Origin of the sequence: Muricomes intestini, from assembly GCF_004346165.1 — a bacterium.
GTDB classification, from domain to species: Bacteria; Bacillota; Clostridia; order Lachnospirales; family Lachnospiraceae; genus Muricomes; species Muricomes intestini.
Window position 1 is genome coordinate 43,254 of record NZ_SLZZ01000010.1, and the last position, 16,552, is coordinate 59,805.

General features: G+C 45.5%; 16 protein-coding genes and 1 riboswitch. All 16 genes read left to right on the top strand.

What is annotated here, in order from left to right; genetic code table 11:
• The first annotated feature begins 20 nt into the window (after window positions 1–20).
• The 16 genes from EDD59_RS08495 (at window position 21) to EDD59_RS08570 (ending at window position 16,543) form a co-directional block, all read left to right on the top strand.
• The gene (locus tag EDD59_RS08495) at window positions 21–1,787 is read left to right on the top strand and encodes a V-type ATP synthase subunit A (protein ID WP_132380954.1); all 1,767 of its coding nucleotides are present in this window, start codon (window positions 21–23) and stop codon (window positions 1,785–1,787) included.
• Window positions 1,788–3,161 carry a V-type ATP synthase subunit B gene (locus EDD59_RS08500; protein WP_132380956.1) on the top strand — a complete coding sequence of 458 codons (1,374 nt, stop codon included), beginning with the start codon at window positions 1,788–1,790 and terminating at the stop codon, window positions 3,159–3,161.
• 30 nt (window positions 3,162–3,191) lie between these two features.
• Window positions 3,192–3,851 (top strand): V-type ATP synthase subunit D, encoded by a 660-nt coding sequence (locus EDD59_RS08505; RefSeq protein ID WP_132380958.1) that lies wholly within the window; start codon window positions 3,192–3,194, stop codon window positions 3,849–3,851.
• A gap of 170 nt (window positions 3,852–4,021) precedes the next feature.
• Window positions 4,022–4,609 (top strand): hypothetical protein, encoded by a 588-nt coding sequence (locus EDD59_RS08510; protein WP_132380960.1) that lies wholly within the window; start codon window positions 4,022–4,024, stop codon window positions 4,607–4,609.
• A gap of 185 nt (window positions 4,610–4,794) precedes the next feature.
• Entirely contained in the window at window positions 4,795–5,313 is a 519-nt protein-coding gene (locus EDD59_RS08515; RefSeq protein WP_132380962.1) for a shikimate kinase, read from the top strand.
• A gap of 200 nt (window positions 5,314–5,513) precedes the next feature.
• The gene (locus EDD59_RS08520; RefSeq protein WP_132380964.1) at window positions 5,514–6,806 is read left to right on the top strand and encodes a UDP-N-acetylglucosamine 1-carboxyvinyltransferase; all 1,293 of its coding nucleotides are present in this window, start codon (window positions 5,514–5,516) and stop codon (window positions 6,804–6,806) included.
• A gap of 135 nt (window positions 6,807–6,941) precedes the next feature.
• Window positions 6,942–8,456, top strand: coding sequence for a CapA family protein (locus EDD59_RS08525; protein WP_243117373.1), 1,515 nt, complete (start codon window positions 6,942–6,944; stop codon window positions 8,454–8,456).
• Between the two features lie 4 nt (window positions 8,457–8,460).
• Window positions 8,461–9,033 (top strand): GNAT family N-acetyltransferase, encoded by a 573-nt coding sequence (locus tag EDD59_RS08530; protein ID WP_132380966.1) that lies wholly within the window; start codon window positions 8,461–8,463, stop codon window positions 9,031–9,033.
• A 100-nt stretch (window positions 9,034–9,133) separates the two neighbouring features.
• Window positions 9,134–9,231, top strand: a riboswitch (SAM riboswitch).
• A gap of 146 nt (window positions 9,232–9,377) precedes the next feature.
• Complete coding sequence (gene metK, locus EDD59_RS08535; RefSeq protein ID WP_132380968.1) at window positions 9,378–10,565, top strand: methionine adenosyltransferase; 1,188 nt, start codon at window positions 9,378–9,380, stop codon at window positions 10,563–10,565.
• A gap of 128 nt (window positions 10,566–10,693) precedes the next feature.
• On the top strand, window positions 10,694–11,749 hold the full coding sequence (locus EDD59_RS08540; protein WP_132380970.1) for a sensor histidine kinase: 1,056 nt from the start codon (window positions 10,694–10,696) through the stop codon (window positions 11,747–11,749).
• Window positions 11,742–12,434, top strand: coding sequence for a response regulator transcription factor (locus EDD59_RS08545; RefSeq protein WP_132380972.1), 693 nt, complete (start codon window positions 11,742–11,744; stop codon window positions 12,432–12,434). Before EDD59_RS08540 ends, EDD59_RS08545 begins: the two co-directional genes overlap by 8 nt.
• A gap of 4 nt (window positions 12,435–12,438) precedes the next feature.
• Window positions 12,439–13,218, top strand: coding sequence for a TrmH family RNA methyltransferase (locus EDD59_RS08550; RefSeq protein WP_132380974.1), 780 nt, complete (start codon window positions 12,439–12,441; stop codon window positions 13,216–13,218).
• Between the two features lie 113 nt (window positions 13,219–13,331).
• Window positions 13,332–14,324: an ornithine carbamoyltransferase gene (gene argF / locus EDD59_RS08555; protein ID WP_132380976.1), complete on the top strand. Its 993-nt coding sequence runs from the start codon at window positions 13,332–13,334 to the stop codon at window positions 14,322–14,324.
• Window positions 14,325–14,383: 59 nt separating this feature from the next.
• Window positions 14,384–15,364 carry a biotin--[acetyl-CoA-carboxylase] ligase gene (locus tag EDD59_RS08560; RefSeq protein WP_132380978.1) on the top strand — a complete coding sequence of 327 codons (981 nt, stop codon included), beginning with the start codon at window positions 14,384–14,386 and terminating at the stop codon, window positions 15,362–15,364.
• Between the two features lie 80 nt (window positions 15,365–15,444).
• Window positions 15,445–15,786 (top strand): DUF6145 family protein, encoded by a 342-nt coding sequence (locus EDD59_RS08565; protein WP_132380980.1) that lies wholly within the window; start codon window positions 15,445–15,447, stop codon window positions 15,784–15,786.
• On the top strand, window positions 15,770–16,543 hold the full coding sequence (locus EDD59_RS08570; protein WP_132380982.1) for a type III pantothenate kinase: 774 nt from the start codon (window positions 15,770–15,772) through the stop codon (window positions 16,541–16,543). The genes EDD59_RS08565 and EDD59_RS08570 overlap by 17 nt, the downstream gene beginning before the upstream one ends.
• Window positions 16,544–16,552 lie beyond the last annotated feature (9 nt).

Consider the following 16,552-nt stretch of genomic DNA (forward strand, 5'->3'; position numbering starts at 1 on the left):
AGGTTGGTTGATGCATCAAAATGAGTACAGGGATAGTGAAAAAGGTAGCAGGCCCTCTGGTTATTGCGGAGGGAATGCGTGATGCGAACATGTTTGATGTGGTTCGTGTGAGCAGCCAGCGATTGATTGGCGAAATTATAGAAATACATGGAGACGAGGCCTCCATACAGGTGTATGAGGAGACTTCAGGACTGGGGCCGGGCGAACCGGTGGAATCTATGGAAGTGCCCATGTCTGTGGAGTTAGGGCCGGGGCTTATTTCCAGCATTTATGATGGAATTCAGAGACCGTTGGATGATATTATGAAGATTTCAGGTAATAATCTGAAGCGTGGAGTAGAAGTTCCTTCTCTGAAAAGGGATTGGAAATGGGAGTTTATTCCTACCGTTTCCGAAGGAGATGAAATGGAAGCAGGGGATGTGATCGGCACAGTACAGGAGACCCCTGTTGTTCAGCAGAAAATCATGGTGCCTTACGGTATGAAAGGTAAAATCAAGGAGATAAAGGCGGGAGAGTTTACCGTAGAGGAGACTATTGCGGTGCTTGAGACTGCCCAAGGTGATCAGAATCTGACTCTGATGCAGAGATGGCCTGTACGCAGGGGGCGTCCATACCAGAAAAAACTTTCTCCCAAAAAGCCTCTTGTAACCGGGCAGAGAGTAATTGACACATTTTTCCCGATTGCAAAAGGAGGTGTGGCGGCAGTTCCGGGGCCGTTTGGAAGCGGAAAGACCGTAATACAGCATCAGCTGGCAAAGTGGGCTGAGGCAGATATCGTGGTCTATATCGGATGCGGCGAGCGTGGAAATGAAATGACGGATGTTCTTAATGAGTTTCCGGAGCTGAAGGACCCGAAGACAGGGCAGTCTCTGATGCAGAGGACCGTGCTGATTGCAAACACATCGGATATGCCTGTGGCAGCCCGCGAGGCATCCATCTATACAGGCATTACGATTGCTGAATATTTCCGGGATATGGGATATTCTGTTGCACTGATGGCAGACTCCACATCCCGCTGGGCAGAGGCCCTCCGCGAGATGTCGGGACGTCTGGAAGAAATGCCTGGTGAGGAAGGTTATCCTGCATATCTGGGAAGCCGCCTGGCACAGTTCTATGAGCGTGCAGGACAGGTCATTTCTCTTGGAAAAGAAGGCAGAGAAGGAGCACTGTCGGTTATCGGTGCGGTTTCTCCTCCCGGTGGTGATATTTCTGAGCCGGTTTCACAGGCTACTTTGCGTATCGTGAAGGTATTTTGGGGGTTGGATTCTGCGCTTGCTTATAAGAGGCACTTTCCGGCAATCAACTGGCTGACCAGCTACTCTTTATATTTGGATGATATGGAGAAATGGTTCAATGCAGAGGTTGCTTCCGACTGGATGGAAAACCGTCAGAAGATGATGAACCTTCTGCAGGAAGAGGCGGAGCTGGAGGAGATTGTAAAGATGGTCGGCATGGATGCTCTTTCACCGGGGGACAGACTAAAGATGGAGGCAGCGCGCTCTATACGAGAGGACTTCCTGCATCAGAATTCTTTCCATGAGATTGATACTTACACCTCACTGAAAAAACAGTACATGATGATGAAGCTGGTTCTGGCATATTATGAGCAGGCCGTGGCAGCACTTGAAGAGGGGGCGCCCCTTAAGGAGCTGGTGAGTCTGTCGGTAAGAGAGCAGATCGGACGTTTCAAATACACGACAGAAGATCAGACAGACGAGGTATATGAAGAAGTTAAAAAAGAATTACACGCAGAAATTGACCATACATTGGGGAAGGAGGACTTCTAAATGCCAAAAGAGTATAGAACCATACAGGAAGTAGCCGGCCCTTTGATGCTAGTGCGCGGTGTTGAGAATGTTGCCTACGATGAGCTGGGGGAAATAGAACTTGCAGACGGTGAAATACGCCGCTGCAAGGTATTGGAGATTAACGGCGGTGATGCGCTGGTACAGCTGTTTGAAAGTGCGACGGGGGTCAACTTGTCCAACAGTAAGGTGCGTTTTCTGGGGCGCACTATGGAACTTGGCGTTTCCGAAGATATGCTGGGCCGTGTTTTTGATGGTCTGGGGCGTCCTATAGACGAGGGACCGGAGATATTGCCCGATGCCCGGATGGATACCAATGGGCTGCCCATGAATCCGGCAGCGAGAAGCTATCCTGAAGAATTTATTCAGACAGGCATCTCTGCCATTGATGGTTTGAACACACTGGTCCGCGGCCAGAAGCTGCCTATCTTTTCCGCATCCGGTCTGCCTCACGCACAACTGGCGGCTCAGATTGCCAGACAGGCAAAGGTATTGGGAAAAGATGAGAATTTTGCCGTTGTATTTGCGGCTATGGGTATTACATTTGAGGAATCTAACTTTTTCATTGAAAGCTTCAAAGAAACAGGAGCTATTGACAGAACCGTTCTGTTTGTAAACCTGGCAAATGACCCGGCTATTGAGCGTATCGCTACGCCACGTATGGCACTGACGGCAGCAGAATATCTGGCTTTTGAGAAAGATATGCATGTTTTGGTTATTCTGACGGATATTACAAATTACGCAGATGCGCTGCGCGAGGTGTCTGCAGCCCGCAAGGAAGTTCCCGGGCGCCGTGGGTATCCGGGATATATGTACACCGACCTTGCCTCACTGTATGAGAGAGCAGGCCGGCAGAAAGGCAAAAAGGGAAGTATCACGATGATACCTATTCTGACCATGCCCGAGGATGATAAGACCCATCCGATTCCTGATCTGACAGGATACATCACAGAGGGGCAAATTATCCTGAGCCGTGATTTGTACCGCAAAGGTGTGATGCCGCCAATCGATGTACTCCCGTCGCTGTCCCGTCTTAAAGACAAAGGGATCGGCGCAGGTAAGACCCGGGAGGATCACTCAAATACAATGAATCAGCTGTTTGCGGCATATGCACGTGGAAAAGACGCCAAGGAGCTTATGGTAATTCTTGGGGAAGCCGCATTGACGGAAATAGATTTGATGTATGCAAAGTTTGCAGACGCGTTTGAGGCCGAATATGTATCTCAGGGATATAGTACAGACCGGGATATCGAAGAAACATTGGATATCGGATGGAAGTTACTTTCCATGCTGCCGAGAGCAGAATTGAAACGTATCGATGATAAATTTCTGGATCAGTATTATGGCAAAGAGTGAGGATAAGTTGGAAAAGCGAGGTGATTACATTTGGCATCAACACAGGTAAATCCAACCCGTATGGAGCTGACCCGGCTAAAAAAGAAGCGGATTACAGCCGTTCGCGGCCATAAGCTGCTGAAGGATAAACGTGACGAGCTGATGCGCCAGTATCTGGATTTGGTGCGGGAAAATATGGAAGTGCGTTTGAAGGTAGAAAAGGGAATTCTTTCTGCCAATAAAAATTTTGTTATTGCCAAGGCCGGAATGTCCGAGGAGGCACTCAACACAGCTCTTATGGCACCAAAGCAGGAAATCAGGCTGGTCCCCGGTGCAAGAAATGTCATGAGTGTGAATGTGCCGGCTTTTGAGTGTGAAACAAGGACAGCGGATGAAAATGACATTTATTCCTACGGTTTTGCATTTACTTCCAGCGATTTAGATGGGGCAGTTAAATCCCTGGCAGATATCCTGCCGGATATGATACGGCTTGCAGAATGCGAGAAAGCGTGCCAGCTTATGGCAGCAGAAATAGAGAAGACAAGAAGGCGTGTAAATGCGCTGGAGCATGTCATTATTCCCGAGACTGAGGAAAGCATTAAATATATTACCATGAAATTGGATGAAAATGAGAGAAGTACTCAGGTTCGTCTGATGAAAGTAAAGGATATGATGCTGGAAGAACAATATCATTATAAAGAGCGGGCTTAAAAGTTTGCCCGCTTAAACAGTTACAAAACATATGTGGCGGCTTGCTGAAATAAAATGGCAGGCCGCTTTATGACTATTACAGAGGAATATCTTAAAGGATTTCTAAACGAACGCTTCAATTTCTGCCGCATATACTAATCATATAATGTCTTGAAATGGAAGTGTGAGTTATGAATCCAAAACTGCCGTATTACATGGTGTACCCTATGCCCCTTGCCTATGATGATGAGAAAATTGAGCGCAGAGATTTTGAGTATATGAAGAGTCTTTATCCGGACGTGGCGAAAAAACTCCTGCCATATGTGGAAGATGAATGTGACAGGATGGAGTATGACTGCAGTATGATGTATGATGAATATCCGGATAAACTGCAGCTTCGTATGATGGGCAGCCGGGTATATGACAAGGTAAAAAGTGATAAAAGTTTTCTCAATCTTTTGATACCGGAAGAGCAGAATGACAGAGCAGCCGCGCAGGAGACAGAGATATCGGAACAGGCAGTGTACGCACCGGGGCGCCCGCCTCAGGGAAATCGTCCGCCCCATGGAGGTCGTCCGCCTCAAGGTAACCGTCCGCCACAAGGGAATCGTCCGCCTCAGGGAAATCGTCCGCCGAAACCGGGAAGGCCTCCTTTTGATAACAGGCCCGGGGGTAAGGGAAATCCTGATTGGCTGAGGGATTTAATTGATGTAATTCTTTACCAGGAATTGTATAGACGCAGATGCGATAACCGTCGATGCGGGCGCAGATTTTACTAATCAGAAAAAACATGATATAATGCTCTTACTTGGCGAGGTATTTCCGAGCCTAGAAAGACATATACCTAAACACTTAGCGAGGTAGTTCACGAGCTTAGTATTTATGGTATAATGCTCTTACTTGGCGAGGTATTTCCGAGCCTAGAAAGACATAAATGTAGTTAAGATAAAGGGCGGATATACATATGAAGAATAATCTTGTTTTTATAGGCATGCCGGGGGTCGGCAAAAGTACGGTGGGTGTTGTTGTCGCAAAGCAGTTAGGCATGCATTTTATTGATACGGATTTGCTGATTCAGGAACAGGAGAAGAGACTTCTGCGTGAGATTATTGTAGATGAGGGAGAAGAAGGGTTTCTGAAAATTGAAAATCAGGTCAATCGGAATGTAAATGTGGAAAATGCAGTAATTTCTCCCGGCGGAAGTGTTGTCTACTGTGACGAGGCGATGAAGCATTTTAGGGAAATCGGAACGATTGTATATTTAAAGGCCTCTTATCAGGTAATAAAAAAGAGGATACAAAATCCTAAAAAAAGGGGAGTTCTCCTTAAAGAAGGGCAGTCGTTCAGGGATTTGTACAATGAGAGAATAAGACTTTTTGAAAAGTATGCAGATATAACTGTGTGTGAAGATGGATGCCGGATTGAAGAGACAATCGAAAACGTTTTATCAGCAGTGGAAAGTATGAGAAATGCCAGTGAATAGGCGGATTGCCCGATGATATAAAAAAATGATTTTACAAATGCCGGTTTTATGATATAATACCCTAGTATATGAAAAACCGGACTTGAGGACGGTGCGAGAAAGTCAAATCTGAGGTAACAGTTTGCCGGAATCAAGCTGTGGCTGAACTGTTACAATTTAAGAAACATAAGCATATATCAGAATGATAATTGAGGTGCGAAATGGAGCAATATATTATTAAGGGCGGCAGTCCGCTTGTAGGGGAAGTTGAGATAGGCGGAGCAAAGAATGCGGCATTAGCCATTCTGGCAGCAGCCATTATGACGGATGAAACTGTCCTGATTGATAATCTTCCGGATGTAAATGATATCAACGTGATGTTGGAGGCCATTGCCGGAATTGGAGCCGTGGTGCAGAGAATCGGCAGGCATACAGTAAAGATTAACGGAAGCGCAGTTGGTGATTTCAGTATTGAGTATGACTATATTAAGAAGATCAGAGCATCTTATTATTTACTGGGAGCACTTCTGGGCAAATACAGAAAAGCAGAGGTGGCTCTTCCAGGCGGGTGCAATATCGGCAGCCGGCCGATTGACCAGCATCTGAAAGGATTTCGTGCTCTCGGGGCTGATGTGGACATTGAACATGGAAAGATTGTAGCGGAGGCAGAAGTCCTTAGAGGAACACATCTTTATTTCGACGTGGTTACAGTGGGAGCTACCATTAATGTGATGATGGCCGCAGCTATGGCAGAAGGTCTGACTATTATGGAGAATGTGGCGAAGGAGCCTCATGTGGTTGATGTGGCGAACTTTTTGAACAGCATGGGCGCCAATATCAAAGGTGCAGGAACGGATGTAATTAAAATCCGCGGGGTGAAATCACTGCATAAGACGGAGTATTCTATTATTCCCGATCAGATAGAAGCGGGAACTTTTATGTTTGCAGCTGCGGCTACCAGAGGAGATGTGACGGTACTCAACGTTATACCGAAGCATTTGGAGGCAACGATTTCCAAGCTGGTTGATATTGGCTGTGAGGTGGAGGAATTTGATGATGCAGTGCGCGTAGTGGCTAAGGGAAGACTGCATTCCACGCAGGTGAAGACGCTGCCGTATCCCGGGTATCCCACAGACATGCAGCCGCAGATTGGTGTGACACTTGCACTGGCTGCAGGGACGAGTACGATTACGGAAAGCATTTTTGAGAATCGATTTAAATACTTAGATGAGCTGGCCAGAATGGGTGCAGCGATTAAGGTTGAAGGAAACTCTGCAACAATTGAAGGAGTAGAGAAGCTGTCGGGTGCGAGAGTGAGTGCCCCTGATTTGCGTGCAGGTGCGGCGCTTTGCATTGCGGGACTTGCAACGGACGGAATTACGATTATTGACGATATTGTCTATATCCAGAGAGGATATGAAAGATTTGAAGAAAAGCTGCGCACTCTGGGCGGAATGATTGAGAAGGTGTCCAGCGAGAAGGAAATACAGAAATTTAAGCTAAAGGTCGGTTAAAGCAGCTTCGGGAAAGTAAAGTGGTGACCAGCCTGTAAGAATTCAGAGCCGGTAATTGTGGGCATCCACATTTATCGGCTCTATGTGATATTTCGGTGAGGGAACAGTGCACCTAAGGATAAGGGGGGCGGCAGCTTGCAGAATGACCGATATGATGAGGAGATGCGCAGGCGTCAGATTGCGAGACAAAGAAGACAGATTCTACGTAGGAAACAGGTTCGGTGCAGGAGGCTGATTGTTCTGGGAAGCACAGCTTTTTTTGTGGTACTTGTTGCAGTGCTTTGTGTGCGGGGTATTAAGGACCATGGAGTCAAGAAGCAGCAGGCTGCGAGGCTGGAGCAGGGAATAGAAGCTGTACAGAGCTGTTACGAGAGGTTTCTGAACGAGCAGGAAAGTGCAGGCAATACAGAGATTCCTGCTGTGACTGATACATCAGTTGAGGCTTCGGCGGATGCGGGGAAAAAGCTGGACAACTCTTTTGCCTTATGGTTTATGAAAGCTTACCCTGAATGCAAAGAGGCTATTTTACAGGAGACACAGGACGGAAAGTTTTCCACCGAGGATATTTATACAGCGGTGGGAGAGACTATGTACGTTGTCTATGACAGGTATAGGGGGTATTTGGACAATGCCAAAAAGGCGGAAGAACAGGGGATTTATCTAAAGGCTGGGGAAGCCGGAAAACCTGTAGAGGTAGTGATTGCAGGGGATCTTTGCCTGGCCGAGAATGGATTTGTATTGGACTATTATGATACAGTAAATAATCTGTCGGAATGCATTTCACCACAGTTGTTAAAAATGTCCAATGCTGCCGATGTTTTTTACCTGAATCATGAGTATTGTATCAGTGACAGGGGAGAGCCGCTGGAAAACAAGTTGTACACGTTTCGGGCGAAGCCAGAGCGTATGAAACTTTTGGAAGAAATGGGAACAGATTTGGTTTCTCTGGCCAATAATCACATTTACGATTACGGAAGGGATGCGATGCTGGATACGTTAGAGTTGCTGGATGAAGCAGAACTTCCTTATGTGGGAGGCGGCAGGAACAGTAAAGAAGCCGAACTCCCCATTTATTTTGTGGTAAATGGTATTAAGGTTGGTTTTGTTGCAGCAACAAATGCGGAGATTGTTTACTATACTCCTGCTGCTGAGGCGAATTCTCCGGGGGTGCTGGAGGCTTATGATACGACAGAATATAATAAGGTAATCAGAAAAGCAGCCGGGCAGTGTGATTACCTTATTGCCTATATTCACTGGGGCGAAGAGGATACAAATGCTTATTCACAGTATCAGCATGATATGGGAAAGGAATTTCTTGAAGCGGGTGCCGATATTGTGGTAGGGGGGCATCCCCACGTACTGCAGGGGATGGAATATATAGAGGGCAAACCGGTTATTTACAGTATGGGAGACTTCTGGTTTAATGATGAGACAAAATATACCGGACTTCTGAAGTTGGATATCAGTGCAGAGGGATTGGATGAGATGTCATTTGTGCCCTGTCTGCAGACAGGATACACAACACAGTATATTGAAGGTAAAGAGGAGCAGGCTGAGTTTTACAAGTTTTTTGAAGAATTGAGTCCTAATGTAAAAATTAATTCTAAAGGCATATTTAAAGAAACAGCCGGTGAGAAATGGTTGAGGTGAGAAGATGAAGCTTGATGAAATTATGATTCGGATGGCATCTTTGAAGGATGCAAGGGGTATACTGGATATTTATGCTCCTTATGTTACAGATTCAGCAAATTCGTTTGAATATGAGGTGCCCCACCTGAGAAAATTTCGCAGGAGAATGCTTGGTATTATGGAGAAATTTCCTTATCTTGTAGCAGAAGAAAAAGGCAAGATTATAGGATATTGCTATGCCTGTTCTTTCAAAGACCGGGCTGCTTATGACTGGTCGGTGGAGACTACAATTTATATTGGGCAGGGATACAAGAGCAGAGGAATAGGAAGGAAGTTGTACCAGAAACTGGAGGAGATTCTCGTGGAGCAGCATATTCTGAACCTGAATGCCTGCATCACCTATCCAAATCCGGAAAGCATTGCATTCCATGAGAAAATGGGATATGAGACGGCAGCTCATTTTCATAGATGCGGTTATAAGGCAGGAATGTGGTATGATATGATATGGATGGAAAAGATGCTGGGGAGGCATGAGACTGCGCCTCTTCCGGTGATACCTGTGAGCAGTGTTGATATAGACCGGACTGAATATAGGTGAAATAGAATCGGCTACAAAATTTATAAGATGTATATTGACTATATGCGCAATACGGTGTAAAATATCATATGAATCTATAACAATTTAATAAGCAAGCTTTCTCTTATTCAGAGCGGTGGAGGTACAAAGGACCTGTGAAACCGCGGCAACCCCTGTAAAGGAAGGTGCCAACCTGAGCGAGTAATCGAACAATAAGAGGATTGATTTATGGTATATAAACAGTCCGCTTTTTGTGGACTGTTTTCTTTATACTTCTGAAGAAGTACATAGAAAATGGCCCCGAGGAGAAAGAGCTGATTTGGATTGCAGAAAATGCAATCCCAACATGTCAAAGGAGAAACAATATGGAAAGACAATTATTTACATCAGAATCAGTAACAGAAGGGCATCCGGATAAAATGTGCGATCAGATATCAGACGCAATTCTGGACGCACTGATGGAAAAAGACCCAATGAGCCGTGTGGCGTGTGAGACCTGCACAACAACGGGGCTTGTGATGGTAATGGGCGAGATTACGACTAACGCATATGTGGATATCCAGAAAATTGTGCGAGATACAGTACGTGAGATTGGATATACGAGAGGAAAATACGGATTTGATGCAGATACATGTGGTGTAATTGCAGCAATTGATGAGCAGTCCCCGGATATAGCTCTGGGTGTCGACAAGGCGCTTGAAGCCAAAGAAAATAAAATGCAGGATCATGAAATTGAGGCGATAGGGGCCGGAGATCAGGGAATGATGTTTGGATACGCTTCCGATGAGACGGAGGAATACATGCCTTATCCTGTGGCATTGGCCCACAAACTGGCAAGACAGCTGACAAAGGTAAGAAAGGATGGTACGCTTTCTTATCTTCGTCCTGACGGAAAGACACAGGTAACGGTAGAATATGATGAAAACGGAGTACCCAAAAGGCTGGATGCAGTTGTACTTTCCACCCAGCATGACCCGAATACATCCCAGGAGCAGATTCATAAGGACATTAAAAAGTATGTCTTTGATGAAGTTATACCGGAACAAATGGTAGATAGCAATACAAAATTCTTTGTCAATCCGACTGGACGTTTTGTAATTGGCGGACCACACGGGGACAGCGGACTTACAGGGCGCAAGATTATTGTAGACACATACGGCGGAATGGCGCGGCACGGCGGCGGCGCATTTTCAGGAAAAGACTGCACGAAGGTGGACCGTTCCGCAGCATATGCTGCCCGCTACGCAGCAAAAAATATTGTGGCGGCAGGTTTGGCCCGGAAGTGCGAAATACAACTTTCCTATGCCATCGGGGTAGCGCAGCCCACCTCCATCATGGTTGATACCTTCGGCACAGGAAAAATTTCCGAAGATAAGCTGGTAGACATTATTCGTGAAAACTTCGATCTGCGTCCGGCAGGCATTATAAAAATGCTGGATCTGCGCCGTCCCATCTATAAGCAAACGGCAGCATACGGCCATTTCGGGCGCAATGATTTAAATTTACCATGGGAAAAGTTAGATAAAGTTGACGCATTAAAAAAATACCTGTAATATAAGTAGTCAGGTGCGTTAAGGAAAAGGTAGGGCAGGCACCGTCGGTGTCTGCCTATTTTCAGAATATTCAGAAAACGAACTGCAAAAGGGTCAGACCCCTTTTCGCTTTTCGAAAGGAGTGCGCTATGAAGCTTAAGACGAAGCTGGTGATTGCCTTTATGACGGTGATGGTATTGCCGACTATTTTTACCACAGCAGCAGTGTACACATTTAGCGGGAGCAGGGGCGGGGAGTTTCAGCAGCTTTATCTGCTGATTGTTTTCATGACAGCTGCAATTTTGATTTACTGGATTTACAGAACAGTATCTGTGCCGCTTGCTAAGCTGCAGAGGGCCGCGAGGAATATTAAGGAAGGGAATCTTGATTTCGAAATAAAAAGTGAGACAGACGACGAGATTGGGCAGCTCTGTCAGGACTTTGAAGAAATGCGTCTGCGGTTAAAGGCGAATGCGGAGGAGAAAATTGCATATGATAAAGAAAATAAGGAATTAATAAGTAATATTTCCCATGACCTTAAGACGCCGATTACCGCCATTAAAGGCTATGTGGAAGGAATCATGGATGGTGTTGCGGATACGCCGGAAAAGATGGACAGATACATCAAAACAATATACAATAAGGCTAATGAGATGGATCTGCTTATTAACGAGCTGACGCTGTATTCTAAAATTGATACAAACCGTATTCCCTATAACTTTACGACTATATCCGCAAAGCAGTATTTTGGAGACTGCGCGGAGGATATGTCTCTTGAGCTGGAAGCAAAGGGTGTGGAATTCACATACCGTAATTATGTGGAGACAGATTCAAAAGTAATTGTAGATCCAGAACAGCTCAGGCGCGTTATTAACAATATTGTGACAAATTCTCTGAAATATATGGACAAACCAGAGGGCAGGATTACAATGAATTTAAAAGATGTAGGCGATTTTATTCAAGTTGAACTTGGAGATAATGGAAAAGGAATCGCTGCAAAGGATCTGTCAAATATTTTTGACAGATTTTACCGGACGGATGCTTCCCGGAATTCCTCGAAAGGAGGAAGCGGCATCGGACTTTCTATTGTCAAGAAGATTGTAGAAGAGCATGGCGGTAAGATTTGGGCCGCCAGTGAAGAAGGGGTTGGAACAACAATGTATTTAGTAGTTAGAAAATATCAGGAGGTACCATTAGATGAGTAAGAAAATCTTGATTGTCGAGGATGAAGAAAGCATCGCTGATCTGGAAAAGGATTATCTGGAGCTAAGTGATTTTGACGTATCAGTGGCAAATGACGGGGAACTGGGACTGAAAAAGGCTTTGGGGGAGGATTATGATTTAATAATCCTGGATCTGATGCTCCCGGGAGTTGATGGATTTGAAATATGCCGGCAGGTGAGGAGCCAGAGGAACACACCGATTATTATGGTGTCCGCCAAAAAGGACGACATTGATAAAATCAGAGGGCTGGGCCTGGGGGCAGATGACTATATGACGAAGCCATTTAGCCCGAGTGAACTTGTAGCACGCGTCAAGGCGCATTTGGCAAGATATGAGCGTCTGATTGGAAGTAATGTAGAAGAAAACGAAATTATAGAAATCAGAGGATTGAAGATAGATACTACAGCAAGGCGTGTGTGGGTAAATGGAGAGGAAAAATCTTTTACTACGAAGGAATTTGATTTGCTGACTTTCCTTGCGGGACACCCAAACCATGTATATACGAAGGAAGAGCTGTTCCGGGAAATTTGGGATATGGAGTCTATCGGAGATATTGCAACAGTCACAGTCCATATCAAGAAAATCCGGGAGAAAATAGAATATGACACCTCCCATCCACAGTATATTGAGACAATCTGGGGAGTCGGGTACCGATTTAAGGTGTAAAAAGATGATTACAAGTACAAGCAATCAAAAAGTAAAGGAACTGCTGCAGTTTCAGAAAAAGAGCAAAGCAAGAAATCAGGAGCGGGTATTTATTGCAGAAGGCAGCCGTATGGTCGGGGAGACACCCCGGAAATCTTTGTTGAAGCTGTATGTGTCGGAGACTTACTATAATAAGCACCGGGAAGAGCTGGAGAAAATGAAAAGCCATCCGGAGGTACTGACGGATACGGTATTTGCATATGTTTCCGACACAAAAAGCCCCCAGGGCATTTTAGCGGTTATCCGGCAGATGGATTATAGACTGGAGGATATACTCAGAAAGAGAACACCGCACATACTGGTTCTGGATAATTTACAGGATCCGGGAAATGTGGGGACCATTTTCAGAACCGCGGAGGCCGCCGGAGCGACCGGAATACTGATGAGCAGGGACTGTGTGGATATTTACAATCCCAAGACGATTCGTTCTACTATGGGGGCAATCTACAGGATGCCGTTTCTTTATCTGGATGATTTGCAAAAGGGTATCCGCACATTGAAAGAGAAAAATATTCGCATCTACGCCGCTCATCTGAAAGGGGATAATTCCTACGACAAGGAAGATTACCGCCGGGGAACCGCATTTTTAATCGGAAATGAGGGAAATGGCTTGAACTCTGACATTGCCCGGTGTGCCGATACCTGGCTCCGCATTCCTATGGAAGGACAGGCAGAGTCGCTGAATGCAGCTATGGCGGCAGGAATATTGATGTTTGAAGTGAGCAGGCAGAGACGGAAGGGATGAAGCCTGTTTGCTGGGAGCACAAAGTGCGGAGCAACCCGTAGGTATCAGGGGGCAAAATACCTTTTGACCCCCTACATCATAAGATACTAATGAATGCAGGAGAGGAAGATAGTATGAACTTAAAAGGAAGAAATTTTTTGACACTGAAAGATTACACTCCAGAGGAAATTTCTTATCTGCTTGATTTGGCTGAGGAGCTGAAGAAAAGAAAAAAGAATGGAGTACCTGTGGATCATTATAAGGGCAAGAATGTAGCTCTTATCTTTGAAAAGACAAGCACCAGAACACGCTGCGCATTTGAAGTGGCAGCTCATGATCTGGGGATGGGGACCACATATCTGGAGCCAAGCGGTTCACAGATCGGAAAGAAAGAGAGCATTGAGGACACTGCCAGGGTACTGGGCAGAATGTATGACGGTATTGAATACCGCGGCTTCGGTCAGGCGATAGTAGAAGATCTGGCTGAGAATGCCGGGGTCCCCGTGTGGAACGGACTTACAAATGAATACCATCCGACTCAGGTTATGGCAGATATGCTGACAATCCGGGAAAATTTCGGCAGATTAAAGGATGTCAAGCTGGTGTACATGGGAGACGCAAGATTTAATATGGGCAATTCTCTGATGATAGCATGTGCAAAAATGGGAATGCATTTCGTGGCATGTACGACAGAAAAATATTTTCCAAATAAAGAACTGGTAGAAATCTGCGAAGGATATGCAGAAAAATCCGGTGCGACTATCACATTAACAGAAGATGTAAAAGCCGGGACAAAAGACGCAGATGTTATTTACACCGATGTCTGGGTATCTATGGGCGAGCCGGACGAAGTGTGGGAAAAACGGATTAAAGAACTTTCTCCATATAAAGTGACAAAGGAAATTATGGCTAATGCAGGCAAAAAAGCGATTTTCCTGCATTGTCTGCCGGCATTTCACGATTTAAAGACAAAAATTGGAAAAGAAATGGGAGAAAGGTTCGGAATCGAGGATATGGAAGTGACAGATGAAGTCTTCGAGTCTGAACAGTCCAAAGTATTTGATGAAGCAGAAAACCGGATGCATACTATCAAGGCAGTAATGGCTGCGACATTAGGAGAATTTTAAGAATATTCTGAAAACGGTGCTCAAAAGGGTCAGACCCCTTTTAGACTTGAGGTGGAAAATTGAAAGCGCAAATATTGAAAATGCTGCGTGAGAGTGAAGGGTTTGTATCTGGTCAGCAGTTGTGTGAAGTACTGCGGGTGTCCAGAACAGCGGTGTGGAAGGCAGTCAACCAGCTGAAAGAAGAGGGGTATCAGATCGAAGCTGTTCGAAACCGCGGTTATCATATGGTGGACAGTCCAGATATCCTCACCAGAGAAGAGCTTATCAGCATGATGGATACGGACTGGGCAGGCCAAAAGATATATTATTTTGATGAGATAGATTCTACAAATACTTGCGCAAAGCAGCTGGGAGAGCAGGGCGCTTCTCACGGAACGCTTATTGTTGCCGAGGAGCAAAGTGCAGGACGCGGCAGGCGCGGCAGGACATGGGAATCACCGGCCGGCAGCAGCATATATATGTCCATACTCCTCAGACCCGAAATACCGCCGGTAAATGCCCCCATGCTCACGCTGGCAATGGGATTAAGTGCTGCTGAGGGTCTGCAGGAATACACCAGTCTGGATATTCAGATAAAATGGCCCAATGATATTATTCTCAACAGGAAAAAGCTGGCCGGTATCCTGACCGAAATGAGTACAGAAATGGATTGCATCAATTATGTTATTATAGGAACCGGCATTAATGTAAATATGAAGCAGCTGCCTGCAGAGCTGGCCAAAAAGGCAACCTCCCTTCGTCTGGAAACGGGGCGGATTATGAGGCGGAGTGAAATAATAGCCCTTATCATGAAGAAATTTGAAAAAAATTATCAACTGTTTATGGAGAACGGGGACTTACGGCGGCTGCAGGAGGAATATAATAATTTACTTATAACCCGGGAAAAGGAAGTGCGGATAATAGAGAGTCAAGAGGAGTATGATGCATATGCGCTGGGTATCAATGAAAAAGGTGAGTTGCTGGTGCGCGAGAGCGACGGGACTACGAAAGCAATTTCCAGCGGAGAAATTTCCGTACGGGGAATTTACGGGTATGCATAGTTAAATATTCAGAATATTCTGAAAACGGAGTGCAAAAGGGTCTGACCCCTTTTTGCACTGCCCAACAGAAAGGACTATAGATGGAAGAGGAAGTTGTACTTTGTGCCGCGAGTCATTATGAGCGGAAGTTTTACTTGAATCCTGAGTTTGAGATGCTGCCGGAGAGCATCAGGCAGGAGCTGCAGATTATGTGTGTGCTGTTCACAGAGGATGTGGGTGGTGTGCTGTTGATAGTATATGATGATGCAGGCAATTTGGAGCTGCGCGTGGAACATCAGGAAGATGATTTTACATTTGATGAGATTGGAAGTGTCCTGAAGATAAAGGAACTTCAGCAGACTAAGACAGAATTGTTTGAGGCTCTGGAAATGTTCTACAGGGTATTTTATTTAGGGGAGGACGTAGATGTTACTGACGATTGATGTTGGGAATACAAACATAACGCTGGGAGTGTTCGATAATGACAAACTGACCGGAACTTTTCGTATGACTACGAAACAACCAAGAACTTCGGACGAGTATGGTTTTTCCATCTGTGACATCCTGCAGCATCGAGACATACATGTCCGTGATGTGGATGCGGTTATTGTAGCTTCCGTAGTACCGGATATCATGCATTCTCTGATAAATGGGATTATCAAGTACTTAAGTGTGAGCCCTCTGGTGGTGTCCTCAGGAACAAAAACAGGAATCCGGATTGTGACTGAGAATCCTAAGGAAATCGGGCCGGACCGTATTGTGGATGCGGTGGCAGGATATGAGCTTTATGGAGGACCTGTCCTTGTAGTAGATTTCGGAACTGCAACCACCTATGACTTGATTGGCCCGGGCGGAACCTTTGAGGCAGGCATCACGGCTCCCGGCATTGAAACTGCGGCACGTTCTCTTTGGGGAGGAGCTGCTATGCTCCCGGCTATTGAAATAAAGAAGCCCAAATCCATATTGGCAAAGGAAACAATATCCAGTATGCAGGCCGGGCTTGTGTACGGTGCTATTGGGCAGACAGAGTATATTGTTAACAAAATAAAAGAAGAATCCGGATACGAAAATTTGACCGTAGTGGCCACGGGCGGTCTTGGAAAAATCATTGCCAGGGAGACAGAAAGTATCGATATATATAAATCAGACTTAACTCTGAACGGACTTCGTCTCATTTATAATAAAAACAAAAAACGGTGAGATAATAGA